General features: G+C 69.2%; 12 protein-coding genes. 4 read left to right on the plus strand and 8 right to left on the minus strand.

Annotation, left to right across the window (positions count from 1 at the left end; all coding sequences use genetic code 11):
- The first annotated feature begins 57 nt into the window (after positions 1 to 57).
- Together EGT29_RS24010 and EGT29_RS24015 are read left to right on the plus strand one after the other, a co-directional pair.
- A complete protein-coding gene (locus EGT29_RS24010; RefSeq protein WP_124691344.1) occupies positions 58 to 1,482 on the plus strand; it encodes a DUF2868 domain-containing protein in 1,425 nt (474 codons plus the stop codon).
- The gene (locus tag EGT29_RS24015; RefSeq protein WP_124691345.1) at positions 1,475 to 2,938 is read left to right on the plus strand and encodes a DUF3482 domain-containing protein; all 1,464 of its coding nucleotides are present in this window, start codon (positions 1,475 to 1,477) and stop codon (positions 2,936 to 2,938) included. The genes EGT29_RS24010 and EGT29_RS24015 overlap by 8 nt, the downstream gene beginning before the upstream one ends.
- A gap of 4 nt (positions 2,939 to 2,942) precedes the next feature.
- Here the strand turns inward: EGT29_RS24015 and EGT29_RS24020 are convergent, their stop codons facing one another.
- Genes EGT29_RS24020 through EGT29_RS24030 form a run of 3 tightly spaced genes read right to left on the minus strand, consistent with a single transcriptional unit; the run spans position 2,943 to position 5,275 of the window.
- Positions 2,943 to 3,218 carry a DUF1330 domain-containing protein gene (locus tag EGT29_RS24020; RefSeq protein ID WP_124691346.1) on the minus strand — a complete coding sequence of 92 codons (276 nt, stop codon included), beginning with the start codon at positions 3,216 to 3,218 and terminating at the stop codon, positions 2,943 to 2,945.
- A gap of 39 nt (positions 3,219 to 3,257) precedes the next feature.
- The gene (locus tag EGT29_RS24025) at positions 3,258 to 4,268 is read right to left on the minus strand and encodes an isopenicillin N synthase family oxygenase (RefSeq protein WP_161567943.1); all 1,011 of its coding nucleotides are present in this window, start codon (positions 4,266 to 4,268) and stop codon (positions 3,258 to 3,260) included.
- Between the two features lie 26 nt (positions 4,269 to 4,294).
- Positions 4,295 to 5,275: a tripartite tricarboxylate transporter substrate binding protein gene (locus EGT29_RS24030; protein ID WP_124691348.1), complete on the minus strand. Its 981-nt coding sequence runs from the start codon at positions 5,273 to 5,275 to the stop codon at positions 4,295 to 4,297.
- A 136-nt stretch (positions 5,276 to 5,411) separates the two neighbouring features.
- On the opposite strand from EGT29_RS24030, the gene EGT29_RS24035 reads away from it, so the two are divergent.
- Positions 5,412 to 6,302 carry a LysR substrate-binding domain-containing protein gene (locus EGT29_RS24035; RefSeq protein WP_161567944.1) on the plus strand — a complete coding sequence of 297 codons (891 nt, stop codon included), beginning with the start codon at positions 5,412 to 5,414 and terminating at the stop codon, positions 6,300 to 6,302.
- Between the two features lie 14 nt (positions 6,303 to 6,316).
- On the opposite strand, the gene EGT29_RS24040 is transcribed toward EGT29_RS24035, so the two are convergent.
- The 5 genes from EGT29_RS24040 to EGT29_RS24060 all read right to left on the minus strand — a co-directional run bounded on the left by EGT29_RS24040 (position 6,317) and on the right by EGT29_RS24060 (position 11,708).
- Positions 6,317 to 7,513: a GGDEF domain-containing protein gene (locus EGT29_RS24040; protein ID WP_124691350.1), complete on the minus strand. Its 1,197-nt coding sequence runs from the start codon at positions 7,511 to 7,513 to the stop codon at positions 6,317 to 6,319.
- Between the two features lie 106 nt (positions 7,514 to 7,619).
- Positions 7,620 to 7,892, minus strand: coding sequence for a DUF4186 family protein (locus EGT29_RS24045; RefSeq protein WP_124691351.1), 273 nt, complete (start codon positions 7,890 to 7,892; stop codon positions 7,620 to 7,622).
- A gap of 4 nt (positions 7,893 to 7,896) precedes the next feature.
- Positions 7,897 to 9,036: an FUSC family protein gene (locus tag EGT29_RS24050; RefSeq protein WP_124691352.1), complete on the minus strand. Its 1,140-nt coding sequence runs from the start codon at positions 9,034 to 9,036 to the stop codon at positions 7,897 to 7,899.
- Between the two features lie 210 nt (positions 9,037 to 9,246).
- Positions 9,247 to 10,218, minus strand: coding sequence for a tripartite tricarboxylate transporter substrate binding protein (locus EGT29_RS24055; RefSeq protein ID WP_124691353.1), 972 nt, complete (start codon positions 10,216 to 10,218; stop codon positions 9,247 to 9,249).
- Between the two features lie 83 nt (positions 10,219 to 10,301).
- The gene (locus tag EGT29_RS24060; protein WP_124691354.1) at positions 10,302 to 11,708 is read right to left on the minus strand and encodes an FAD-dependent oxidoreductase; all 1,407 of its coding nucleotides are present in this window, start codon (positions 11,706 to 11,708) and stop codon (positions 10,302 to 10,304) included.
- A gap of 149 nt (positions 11,709 to 11,857) precedes the next feature.
- On the opposite strand from EGT29_RS24060, the gene EGT29_RS24065 reads away from it, so the two are divergent.
- Positions 11,858 to 12,652 (plus strand): IclR family transcriptional regulator, encoded by a 795-nt coding sequence (locus EGT29_RS24065; RefSeq protein ID WP_124691355.1) that lies wholly within the window; start codon positions 11,858 to 11,860, stop codon positions 12,650 to 12,652.
- Positions 12,653 to 12,720: the final 68 nt, after the last annotated feature.

The raw sequence follows: 12,720 nt of genomic DNA on the forward strand, positions 1-12,720 counted from the left end.
CCCCCGGATGCCGATTCCTATATAGTCTGTCGGCTTGGAGAACCGATCAGGACGCCGATGGACGAACGAGCGGCCAGGGACGTGGTGCTAGCCCACGCCCTGGAAACCACCGACGACGAACACCAGTTGCTGCGCGCCGAGGATCGCCGCGAGGCCAGCCTGAGCGCCCGCAATCTGTGCGGATTGCAAGGCGGCCGCGACGCCGGACGGGACCCGGCCGGCAGTTTCCTGCAAACCCGCGCGGCCCTGCTGCTGGATGGGCTGGAACGGCGCACGCCGGCGCTCAAGGCCATGCGCCATCCTCCTCGCCTGGCCGCCCTGGCCGGCTGGCTGCTTCCCTTGGCGGCCTTCCTGGCCGGCGCGCTGACCGAACGCATCGCCAATCCCCACCGCATGGACCTGTTGTCGCCGCCGCTGCTGGGCGTGCTGGGCTGGAATCTGCTGATGTACGCGATCCTGGCCGTCTCCCTCGCGGTACCGCCGCTGCGGCGACGGGGCGCGGCGCTGTTCGCGCGGCCCTGGCTGCCGGAAGGCTGGCTCCGGCGCCGGGGCTCGCCCGCGTTGGCCGCCGCCGGCGCGCGCTTCGCGCTCGACTGGCAGCGGCTGGCGGCGCCGCTGCACCAGGCGCGGGGCAAGCGCGTTCTTCATCTGTGCGCCGCGCTGTTCGGCGCCGGCGTGGCCCTGTCGCTGTACGCGCGCGGCCTGACCGTCGAATACCGCGTTGGCTGGGAAAGCACCTTCCTCGATGCCGGCCAGGTGCACGCGATCCTGAGCGTGCTGTTCGCCCCGGCGACGTGGCTGTTCCGCCTGCCGGGCTTCACGCCCGCGGAGATCGCCGCGCTGCGCTTCGACGCCGCCGGCTTCGTCCCGGGCGGCGCCCGCTGGGTCCATCTGTACGCTGCGCTGCTGGCCATCGTGGTCGTGATCCCCCGCCTGGTGCTGGCGGCGATGGCCCGCTGGAAGGAAACCCGCCTGCGCGCGGCCTTTCCCCTGGACATGGGCCTGCCCTACTACCGCAAGCTGCTGGGTTCGCTCAGCCCCGTGCCGCTGCGCCTGCGCGTGATTCCCTACAGCTTCGCCGTCGACGCAACGCGCGGCCAGGCATTGCAGGCGGTGGCGCGCTCCATGCTGGGCGACACCGCCCAGGCGGCGGTGATGCCCGGCTGGGACTACGGTGCCGATCCTCAGGGCATGCCCGCGCCGGACGCGACGGACGAAGGCGCGACCGTCACCGCCGCGCTGGTGAACCTGTCGGCCACGCCCGAAGCCGAGAACCACGGCGCCTTCCTGGATCACCTGGCGCGCGCCCTGCCCGGCAAGATCGTGCTGGCCGTCGACCAGTCGGCCTATGCGGCGCGCCTCGACGGCCAGGCCGGCGCCGGCCTCCGTCTGGAAGAACGCCGGCGCCTGTGGCAGGATTTCGGCACGCTGCACAAGGTGCCGGTCACCTTCGTCGATCTGCTCCATCCCCCCGATGCCTGACAAACCCGTCCGCATACAGCTCTGCCTGGTCTCCCACACCAACGCCGGCAAGACGACGCTGGCCCGCACCCTGCTGGGCGCGGACGTGGGCGAGGTCCGCGACGCGGCCCACGTCACCCAGACCGCCGACGCCTACCGCCTGCTCGCGACCGCCGACGGCGACGAACTGTACCTGTGGGATACACCGGGCTTCGGCGATTCCGCGCGGCTGGCCAAGCGGCTGGAGATGGCGGGCAACCCGGTCGGCTGGTTCCTGACCGAGGTGTGGGACCGGGTCAGCGACCGCGCCTTCTGGCTCAGCCAGCGCGCGCTGCAGGCCGCGCGCGACAACGCGGACGTGGTGCTGTATCTGGTCAACGCCTCGGAAGATCCGCAGGACGCGGGCTACGTCGCACCCGAGATGCAGATCCTCCAGTGGCTGGGCAAGCCCGTCGTGGTGCTGCTCAACCAGATGGGCCCGCCTCGCCCCGCGGCCCGCGAACAGCAGGACGTCTCGCGCTGGACGGACCACCTGCGGCCCTATGGCGTGGTGCGCAACGTCGTGCCGCTGGACGCCTTCGCCCGCAGTTGGGTGCACGAACGCGTGCTGTTCGACGCCATCCGCGCCTGCCTGCCGGCGGCCGCGCAGCCCGGCAGCGCCCGGCTGGCGGCGGCCTGGGACAAGCGCAATCTCGACCGCTTCCAGCAGTCCATGGATCTGATCGCCCGCCAGATCGTCGAGGCGGCCCGCGATGCCGAAGCCGTGGGCGATGCCTCGGCGATCCGGTCGGCGCTGGGCACCCTGGGCCTGGCCCGGTCCGCGTCGGAAAGCTCGCGAGAAGCGGCCATGGCCGCCATCACCACGCGCCTGTCGCGCGCCGGCGCCCAAACCACGGCCCGGCTGCTGGCGCTGCACGGACTCCAGGGCAGCGCGGCGGCCCCGCTGAACCAGCGGTTGCGCGAGAACTTCGCCTTCAGCGCGCCGGTCGACGTGAAACAGGCTGGGCTGCTGGGCGCCATCGCGTCGGGCGCCGCCACCGGCGCGTCGGCCGACCTGCTGGCCGGCGGCCTGACCCTGGGCGGCGGCATGCTGGTGGGCGCCGTCGTCGGCGCGGCTACTTTCGCCGGCGCGGCATGGGGGATCAACAAGGCCAAGGGCGCCGACCACGCCACGGCCCGCCTGACCGATGAATTCCTGCACGCGCTGGTGGTGGCCGACCTGCTGCGCTATCTCGCCATCATCCACTTCGGCCGGGGCCGGGGCGACTACGTCGAAGGCGAGGCGCCGGCGTTCTGGCGCAACGAAGTCATGGACGTGGTCCAGGCCCGGGACGCCGCGCTGCAGCGCATCTGGGCCCGCGCCCGCCAGGAAGCCGAGCCGCAGCCCGCGATCGAGGAATTGACGAAGGTGCTGGAAGACGCCTGCCAGCAGATCCTGCGCAAGCTCTATCCCGCGGCGCTCGCGTCCACGCGCTGACGCCTCAGATCACGATCAGCCTCAGGTTGCTCTTGCCCTCGCGCAGCTTCCTGGCCGCCTGGTAGGCGGGCGAGGCATACCAGGCCAGGGCCGCATCCTTGTCCGGGAATTCGATCAACAGCACGTTGTGGGCCGGCCCGCCTTCCAGGACGACGGGCTCGGCGCCGCGCGCCAGATAGCGCCCGCCATGCGCGGCCACCGCCTCGGCCACCATGCGGCCGTACTCGCCCATTTCCGCAGGCTTGAGAATCTTCACTTCTCCGATGACGTAGGCGGCCATGTCCTTCCCTCCGGGTCCTTCGATGATCGATCGCCGTTCTCAGGCCACGCTCTTCTGCGGCATGATGCGCGCGACGTTGCGCGCCTTCAGTTCGCCGTAGACGAAGGGCCGGTCGCGCGGAAAGGACGTCGGCAGGTCCTCGGGCGCGACGTTGGCGGGGTCGGGATTGCGGATCAGCGGCTGGATCCACGCATCGAAGCTGGGATACATGAAGAACGGAATGGAATAGCGCTCGTTGCCGGAGCGGTTGATCACCCGGTGCACCGCCGAGGTGAACACGCCGTCGGTCCAGACCTTCAGCACCTCGCCCACGTTGACTACCAGTGTCCCCTCGACCGGCGGCACGGCCACCCATTCGCCGTCGCGGTTGCGCACCTCCAGCCCGCCGTTCGCATCCTGCGCCAGGATGGTGAAGGCGTTGGTATCGGTGTGTCCGCGGGCACCCAGGTGCTCGCCCGACTCGTCGGGGCGCTGCGGCGGGTAGTGCAGCAGGCGCAGCGAGTTCATGTCCTTGGCGAAGCTGGCTTTCAGCGTGCCGGCCGCCAGCCCCAGGCTGAGCTCGAACAGCTCCAGCAGCCGATAGCCCAGGCCGTTGATCTTGTCGTAGTACGCCATCATCCGCGGCTTGAGGTCCGGCATGGCCGACGGCCAGGGAATGCGCCCGTGCAGCGGCTTGCCGGCCAGCAGGTCGGGATCGTCGTCGGCCAGCGGGCGGCGGATCTGGAATGCCTCCTGGAGGTTCTCCTTGATGTTCGCGTCGTTGCCCTTGGTCATGCCGTGCAGGTAGCCCTGCGCATGGTCGTTGAGCTTGAGCGAAACCTCCATCTTGGCTTCCAGCGGCAGGCTGTGGAAATCCACGGCGGTCTGGAAGATGTCGCGGACATCCTGCTCGGCCAGGCCGTGATTCCTGACGTAGAAAAAGCCCACGGTTCCCGCGGCGGCGGCAATGGCGTCCGCCACCTCGGCGCGGCCGGCGTCATCACGCCAGGCCGGCCCCAGATCGACGATGGGCACTTCCGAAAAAACCAGTTTTCTTGCGGTGGGCAGCATGTGCAGTCCTCGTTGACAATTCCCGGTCAGGCCTCGGGCCGGATGTTTTCCCGGCGGGCCAGTTCGTTCCATTTGACGAATTCGCTGCGGTTCCAGGCGGCGAAGTCCGCATGGCCGCGCACCGTCACTTCGAAGCCCGCCGTTTGCAGCCGCTGGATGTTCTCGGGCTGCCTGCCGCCCTTGACGATGGCATCGGACAACTTGTCGATGTTGGCCTGCGGCGTGCCCACCGGCGCGTAGCCGCCCAGCCATCCCGTCGCGACGAAGTCCTCCATGCCCAGTTCCACCAGGGTCGGCACGTCGGGCAGCGCCTGCGCGCGCCTGGCCCCCGTCACCGCGATCGCGCGCAGCGAACCGGAGCGCACCAATGCCGCCACCGACGGCAGGTTGGCAAAGGACACCTGGATGTCCCCGTTCTTCAGGCCGGTGATGATCTCGCCGCTGGAGCGGTACGGGATATGGACGAAATGCGTGCCCGCGCGCTGGTTGAACAACACCGAGGTGAAATGGGCCAGCGTCCCGACGCCGTTGGAGCCGTAGTTGAGCTTGCCCACGCGCGTCTTGCCGTAAGCGACGAGTTCCGGCAGCGTGCGGGCCTCGACGTCGCGCCCCACCACCAGTACGTTCATCAGCTCGGCCAGTTGCGCCACGGGAACGAAGTTCTCCTGCGGGTTGATGGGCAGGCTGGGGTTCAGGATGGTCGGCAGGATCAGGCCGCCCAGGCCGCCGGACAGCAGCAGGTGCCCGTCGTGCGGCTGCTGCAGGATGTACTGCTGGGCCACGGTGCCGGTGCCGCCGCCCTTGTTCTCGACGATCACGGGCTTGGCGGGAAACTCCTTGGCCAGGATATCCGCCAGCACGCGCCCCAGCAGGTCGGTAATGCCCCCGGGGGGATACGGTACGACCACCTTCATCAGGCGGTTCGGAAACGCTTCTTGCGCCCATGCCTTGCCCGCGACCCCAAGGCTCGCGGCCATTCCCAGACGCAGTACATCGCGACGATTCATCGACTCACTCCCATGCAAGCAGACTTCCTGCACAATGCCGGTGCCGCAACCACGAAAACGCGGGACTAAGTTATCGGAGACGCCCGCCTGCCCACAAGCGACGTCTCATCATGAATTCATTAGCAGGATTAATGACATGCGCCGCAAGATCCCCTCGCCCGTCATGCTCCAGGCGTTCGAGCTGTCGGCGCGCACGCTGAGTTTCACGCAGGCGGCCGACTCGCTGAACCTGACGCAGAGCGCCATAAGCCACCAGATCCAGGCGCTGGAGGACTTTCTGGGCGTGCGGCTGTTCGAGCGCGTGCGCAAGCGCCTGCAACTGACGTCCGCGGGCGAGATCTTGCTGCTGCGGCTGACGCCGGCGCTCGACGCGCTGGAGTCGGCCATCATCGAAACGGTGTCGACCGAACCGGCCTCCAGCGTGCTGCGCCTGGGCGTGGTGCCCGCGATCGCCACGCAATGGCTGATCCCGCGCCTGCCCCGCTTCCAGCGCGAACATCCCCGCATCACGCTCACCCTGGTCACGCGGCTGCCGTTCAACTTCCACAACAACAGCCTGGACGCCGCCATCAATCTGGGCAACACGCGCTGGCCCGGCGCCCGGTCGGACTGGCTGATGGACGAGCACATGATCGTGGTCTGTACGCCGGAGATGGGGGCCACCACCCTGCGCTCGCCGGACGACCTGCCGCGCGTGCCCATGCTGCAGATGACGTTCCGGCCGCACGCCTGGCACGACTGGCTGACCGCCAGCGGCCTGCCCGCCGAAGGCACGGCCGGGGGAATGAGGTTCGAATCGTTCTCGCTGGTGCTGCGGGCGGCCGTGGCGGGCCTGGGCGCCGCCGTGGTGCCGCGCCTGCTGGTGGAGGAAGAACTGGAAAACGGCCGGCTGGTGTCGCCCTTCGGGCCGGTGGTGCGCTCGCCGACTTCGTACTACCTGGTCTATCCGCCGGCGAACGTCACGCTGCCGGCCTTGCAGGCGTTTCGCGGCTGGCTGATGCAGCAGACGGGCGCGCCCGCGGACTGAGCGCGGCCGGCCCGTTACTCCGCCAGGCGGGGCGATCCTTCGGCGGGAACCGGGTCCTCGTCGGCGGCCACCGTGACGACACGGTCCCGCCCCATGGCCTTGGCCGTGTACAGCGCGGCATCCGCCCGCGCCATCAGGCTGCTCAGTTCCTCGCCGGGGCGGTACTGGTCGACTCCCGCGCTGAACGTGACCTTGAGCTTGCGCCCCGGCAGCGCGCTTTCAGCCTGCGCGATCCTGGCGCGCAGCCGGTTCAGCAGCTTGACCGCATCCCGCATGGACGTGTCCGGACAAAGGATGGCGAACTCCTCGCCGCCCAGCCGGCCGAACGCATCGCCGGCGCGCAGGTTGCTGGCCACCACGCCGGTGAAATGGGCCAGCACCCGGTCTCCCGCGGCATGCCCATAGGTGTCGTTGATGTTCTTGAAATGGTCGATGTCGACGATGGCGAACACCAGCGGCCGTCCGGAGCGCGACGCGGTGCGCGCGGCGGCGTCGGCCTGCGCGAGGAACGCGCGCCGCGCCAGGATGCCGGTCAGTTCGTCCAGGTTGGCCAGGCGTTCGAGCCGGTGGGCCAGGCGGTCATGGGTCAACAGCACCATGCCGATCGACAGCCAGGGCAGCGCCAGCACGCCCAGGGCCAGGAAAGCGATGTTGGCCGGCGTCGATTGCAGCAGCTCGGTCTGCCGGACCCATCCCACGCCGTAGGCGAGCCCCCGGCCCACATGGCCGACCGCTCCCAGGCACGCGCCTATGCTGACGAACCAATAGGCGTAATGCGGACGGGACAGCGGACGCGCCATGAACACGATCACGGCGACCACGACATAAGCGTAGGTGTAGAACGCCGACACCAGCGCGATGCGGGTGCCGATGTCGGGCACCACATAGGTCCAGTAGGCCATGGCCGCCAGCAGCGCCGCCCAGCCCGCGTATTCCGCGCGGCGCACGGGCTGCATCCCGACGAACTGCCTGCACCCTTGCAGGATGACCAGCATGGCCATGGCCAGCAACAGGTTGGAGACGAGGATGGTCAGCCAGCGCGGGCCGATGTTCTGGAGCAGGAACAGGGCCAGCGCCACGATGGCCATCACGCTGGCGTTGAACCAGCGCCTGACGCCGGGGATGGCGGTGGGCAGCAGCGACCCCAGCACCGCCGTGCTCATGATGGCGGAGAAAATCGTGACGAAGATGACGCTGATGGGGTCTAGCATGGCACGCTGCAGGAATCCGCGCGGCGATGGGCGCCTGCGCGTAAGAGCCGCCCGATGATAAAGCATTTCCAGCCCGTTCCCCAGGCGCGCCCTGCACCGCCGGGCCTTAGAACAACCGCCCCTGGCGCGGCGGCGCCCCCCCTTCCGGCCCCTGCTCCTGGCCTTGCAGCCATCGTCCGATGACGCGTACGACATAGGCCTGCTCATCCGCCGTCAAGGCCGGGGCCAGCCGCGTCGCGATGAACGCCGCCGCGTGCGCCAGCACCGACTCCAGGCCCCGGTCCTCCAGATAGTCCCGGTCCTGCCGGCCCAGCCGGAAGCGTCGGCGAAAAGCCGAGCGGGACAGGCGATCGAACAGCGGGTCCAGGGGATCGGGCATCGCGTCAGCCCAGCGCGGCCGCGCGGCGGTGGCGCGCCAGATAGGCCCGGTCGTCCAGGCTGGAGAACAGCACCGCCAGCACGATGCCCGCCGCCGCGCCGACCATGGTGTCGAAGACGCGCTCGAGCGCCATGTTGCCGGCCACGGCGGGCGCGGCCAGGTGCGTCATCAGGAGGGCCATGGGTGTCACGGTGATCTGTCCCAGCGCATAGTTGTAGCCGATGATGATCTCGGTCACGAACTGGAAGAGCGCGATCAGGGCCACCACGATCCAGAACGAGGGCGACTGCGCCAGGATCGCGCCCGCCACGCAGGCGCCGGCGACGGTGCCGGCCATCCGTTGCAGCGCGCGGCTCATCGTGATGTGCAGGTGCCCGCCCTGCATGACGGCGGTCGCGCCTATGGCCGCCCACGAAGGGTGCTGCCAGCCGGCCGCGTGCGCCAGCAGCGCGGCCACGGCGGCGCCCGTGGCGATGCGGCCGGCGGCGATCAGCCGGTGCCGCATGGGGCGGGGAGGCTCGCTGGGAAAGGCGCCCGTCGCGGGCTCTTCGTGCCTGAGGCGGTCGGTCGGCACGCAGATGACCCACGCCAGCGCGCCGCCCGCCGCCGTGGCCGCGGCGCGCGCGAAAACCGCCTCCCAGGACCCGGCCGCGCCCAGCGCTGCGCCCGCCGCGAACACGATGATGACGGCGCCCGGGCCGCCCAGGCTCCAGCTCGACACCGCGACCGTGGACACCCCCGCCACCAGCGCCAGGACCAGCACCATCGTCGTGGGCGAGGCCCCGGCATGGGCCGCCACCGACGTCACGAAGGTGGCCGCGACCAGCAGGAAGGCACTCAGGAAGACCATGCGGCGGCGGCGGGCACGCGAAGCGTAGCGGCCGAACAGCGAGGCCAGCGCTCCCAGGGCGCCGAAGCCCACCAGTTGCGGCCACGGCGAATAGTGGAAGCACGCCAGGGCCGCGACCACGGCCAGGGTCGCCTGCATCCCGGCCACCACGGCGTTGCGCACGGACGGCGGCGCGGCCATGGCCAGGCTTTCTTCCAACTGGGCGGGAGTCAGCAGGTAGCGCGCCGCGGTGGCGCGCGTCGTTCGACGCGGCCGGGCAGGCGCGGTCGGACGGCGATCGTCTTCGTCAATCATGGGCATCCTGAAAAAACGCGCGTTACGCCGGACCTGCCGGAGCAACGCGGGCGCGCCGGAACGGCGGATACCGGACCGGCGGAGGAGAGGGGGACCGCGAAAGGGACGGCTCCGCCTGCGTGGCGGAGCGTTCAGCGCGTCGGCGCCTGCGGCGAAGCACAGGCGCGATCAGGAATTATTCTACCTCAAACCTAGGGTTTACCCTAGGAATCAATCCATCTTGATGTTCGCCGCGTGCACCACCGTCTTCCAGCGATCGATCTCCTTGCGCTGGAACGCCTTGAAATCATCCGGCGCCATGCCGCTGGGATTGGCGCCCTGCGCGATCAGGCGCTTGCGCACGTCGGACTGCTGGAGAATGGCGGCGACCTCGCGCTGCAGGCGGTTGGCGATGTCCGGCGGCGTACCGGCGGGCGCGAACAAGCCGTACCAGGCGTTGGCCTGGTAGTCGGGTACGCCCGATTCGGCCAGCGTGGGCACCGACGGCAGCACCGGACTGCGCTCGCGGTCGCCCACCGCCAGGGCGCGCAGCGAGCCGTTCTGGATGTAGGACAGCACCAGCGGCAGGTCGGCGAACATGACCGGAACGCGGCCGCTGATCAGGTCTGGGACCGACCCCGCGCTGCCCTTGTAGGGCACGTGGACCATGTCCACCTTGGCAAGATACTTGAATAGTTCGCCGGCCAGGTGCTGGGACGCGCCGACCCCGCCGGACGCATAGCTGACCTTGCCCGGCCGTTCCTTCAGGTAGGCGATGAGTTCCTTGACGTCGCGCGCGGGCACCGAGGGATGCACGACCAGCACCAGCGACACCGCGGCGACCAGAGTGATCGGCGTGAAGTCCTTCACGGTGTCGTACGGCATGGAGCCGTAGATCAGGCTGTTGGTCGCATGGGTGCCGATGGATCCGATGCCCAGCGAGTAGCCGTCCGGGGCGGCCTTGGCGACGAGATCGGCGCCGATGTTGCCGCCCGCGCCGGCCCGGTTCTCGACCACCACGGGCTGCCCCAGGCGCGTGGCCAGGCCGTCGGCCACGGTACGCCCCAGCATGTCGCTCGACGCCCCGGCGGCGAAAGGCACGATCATCTTCAGCGGCCGGTCCGGATAGGCTCCCGCCCAGGCCGCGAAAGCCGTGCAGCCCAGCGCCAGGGCCAGGGAAAACTTGGCAAGATAACGATGCATGGTTGGTCTCCTTCCTCGTTGTCGGCAAAACGCCCGGCGCCCCCTCGCTTGTCTCCGGAAGGTGGCGCCGGGCGGCGTGGCGTTCAATACACGCCGTCGATCACGCCTCCTTGCGCCCGCAGCCTGGCCTGCAATTCCTTCACCGGCAGGGCGCGCACGTCGGCATCGCCGCGTTCGGCGCACATCGCCGCCGCGGTGCCCACGGCCTGGCCCATGGCCATGCAGGGGCCCATGGTACGCGCCGTGCCCATGCCCTCGCGCGTGGCCGACAGGCAGCGGCCCGCGACCATGACGTTCTTCAGTCCCTTGGGCAGCAGGCAGCCGAACGGGATGTCATAGGAACCGCCGTTGGCGATGGGAATGCGTATCTGGGTCGTGCCGGACTGGTGGATGTCGACGTGCTGCGCCCCCTTGGCGACGGCGGAGTCCGGCTGCTTGCGGCCCGACACCACGTCGTCCCTGGTCAGCAGGTAGTCGCCCATGATGCGGCGCGTCTCGCGCACGCCCACGCGCGGGGCCAGCCCGGCGAACACCGAGTTCTCGAAACCCGGCAGGTGGCCCTTGACGAATTCGTACGTCTGCCAGACCTGCTCCATCAACGTGCCCACGGTGGCGCTGACCGCCGCCGTGTCGGTCCCGTCGATGTTGCCCCCTACCCGGGTGGCGTTGACGCAGACCTCCTTGCGGGCAGCGGAGGTCGGCTGGATCATGATCAGCGCGGTGGGCGCCAGGTCGCCGCGGCGGATCGCATCGCCCAGGAACGGGCCTTCGCTCTTGAAGAACACCGAGGGCTGGCCCTGCTCGACCAGCAGGTCCAGCAACTGCTCGTCGGTCTTGTCGCCGCGGATGTAATCGCTTTCGCCCACCGCCATCGACGCGGGATTCTCGCGCGCGAAGCGCAGCAGCGTCGCGCTGTCCACGTTGCCCACGCGGAACATCAGCGACACCGGCTGCAGGTCGCCGCTGTCGTCGCTCATTTCGAACGGCGCGCCGGCGCGGGCAGCCAGGTCGCCGTCGCCCGAGCAGTCCAGGAAATGGTCCGCCGTCACCAGCGTGCGGCCGCTCTTGTTGACCACCACCAGGCCGGTGACCACGCCGTCCCGGACCACGACGTCCTCGGCGAACGAATTGACCCAGGCCGTTACGCCATGGCGGTCGAGCACGCGCATCACGGCGATCTTCATGATCTCGGGATCGACGCACACATAGCAGATCAGGCGATGGTCGTGCACCGGACCGATGAAACCGTTCATGCGCTTGCACTCGTCGAACAGTTCGTCGGAGATGCCGCCCACCACGTACTCGCCGCGCGCGTTCAGCACGCCGTCCAGCGACATGCCGCTAAGCAGCTCCCCGCCCAGAATGGGGTTGGCCTCGATGATGAGCGTCTTGCGGCCGTTCCTGGCCGCTGCCGCGGCGGCCGCGACGCCCGCGGCGCCTCCGCCCAGCACGACGACGTCGTAGTGCGCCTGATTGAGTTGCTGCGCCATCTTCCTGTCTCCCTGGATAGCAGGCTGGTGTGTCCGGGTGAAATAAACCCCATACTCCACAATATGGAATATATTTCCACTTATTTACTCGTTTAGAGTGAATCCAGTGTGTTTTATCCAGCAAATCACTGTCAATACGAGTCCATAATATGGAAAATCAGGCCAACTCATCGGGCACGCAAAGCATAGAGCGGACCATCCTGGTCCTGAAGAAGGTGGCCGCGCGCAATACGGCCGGCATCACGCTGGCCGAGGTGGCGCGCGAGACCGGGCTCAAGTCCCCCACCGCCCATCGCATCCTGGCTTGCCTGGTCGAACAGGGATTGCTGATGCAGCGGGGAACCAGGCGCGAATACTTCCTGGGGATGCTGGCCTATGAGCTGGGACTGGCGGCCAACTGCCACTTCAACCTGCGCGAACTGTGCGGCCCGGTGCTGAACCGGCTGGCGCGCGACACCGGCGATACCGTCTTCCTGACCACGCGCAGCGGCACCGACAGCGTGGTGATCGAACGCGCGGAAGGCAGCTATCCGGTCAAGGCCCTGACGCAGATGGTGGGCGAGCGGCGCCCGCTGGGCAGCACGGCCGGCGGCCTGGCCCTGCTGGCCGCCATGCCCGCGGCCGAGCGCGACGACGTGATGCGCAGGAACCGGCACCGGCTGAACCGCTACGGAAAACTGTCCGAGACCGTGCTTGACCACATGGTCGAGCGCGCCTGCCAGTTGGGCTACGCGCTGAACGACGGCGACATCCTGCCCGAGGTAACGGGCCTGGGCGTGGTCGTGCCGACGCTGCTGGGCAGCCACTACGCCGCGATCAGCATCGTGGCGCTGAACCATCGGCTGCGGGGGGACAGGCGCGAGGAAGTGGTGGGCATGATGAACGCGGAGGCGGTGAAGCTGAGCGAGACGCTGGCCGATGCCGGCGCGGCGTTCTCGTCCTAGGTCCGGGACACGATGGAGCGCCGGCCGCCAGTGGAGGATAATGGCCCCGACCTCCACCAACCGCTACC

The sequence above is a fragment of the Pigmentiphaga sp. H8 genome (genome assembly GCF_003854895.1).
Lineage (GTDB): Bacteria > Pseudomonadota > Gammaproteobacteria > Burkholderiales > Burkholderiaceae_B > Pigmentiphaga.

Coding starts and splice junctions, on each gene's coding strand:
- EGT29_RS24035 (WP_161567944.1), top strand. CDS start 5,412: ATGCGCCGCAAGATCCCCTCGCCCGTCATGCTCCAGGCGTTCGAGCTG.
- EGT29_RS24020 (WP_124691346.1), bottom strand. CDS start 3,218: ATGGCCGCCTACGTCATCGGAGAAGTGAAGATTCTCAAGCCTGCGGAA.
- EGT29_RS24060 (WP_124691354.1), bottom strand. CDS start 11,708: ATGGCGCAGCAACTCAATCAGGCGCACTACGACGTCGTCGTGCTGGGC.
- EGT29_RS24030 (WP_124691348.1), bottom strand. CDS start 5,275: ATGAATCGTCGCGATGTACTGCGTCTGGGAATGGCCGCGAGCCTTGGG.
- EGT29_RS24050 (WP_124691352.1), bottom strand. CDS start 9,036: ATGATTGACGAAGACGATCGCCGTCCGACCGCGCCTGCCCGGCCGCGT.
- EGT29_RS24010 (WP_124691344.1), top strand. CDS start 58: ATGGACGAACGAGCGGCCAGGGACGTGGTGCTAGCCCACGCCCTGGAA.
- EGT29_RS24040 (WP_124691350.1), bottom strand. CDS start 7,513: ATGCTAGACCCCATCAGCGTCATCTTCGTCACGATTTTCTCCGCCATC.
- EGT29_RS24045 (WP_124691351.1), bottom strand. CDS start 7,892: ATGCCCGATCCCCTGGACCCGCTGTTCGATCGCCTGTCCCGCTCGGCT.
- EGT29_RS24055 (WP_124691353.1), bottom strand. CDS start 10,218: ATGCATCGTTATCTTGCCAAGTTTTCCCTGGCCCTGGCGCTGGGCTGC.
- EGT29_RS24065 (WP_124691355.1), top strand. CDS start 11,858: ATGGAAAATCAGGCCAACTCATCGGGCACGCAAAGCATAGAGCGGACC.
- EGT29_RS24025 (WP_161567943.1), bottom strand. CDS start 4,268: ATGCTGCCCACCGCAAGAAAACTGGTTTTTTCGGAAGTGCCCATCGTC.
- EGT29_RS24015 (WP_124691345.1), top strand. CDS start 1,475: ATGCCTGACAAACCCGTCCGCATACAGCTCTGCCTGGTCTCCCACACC.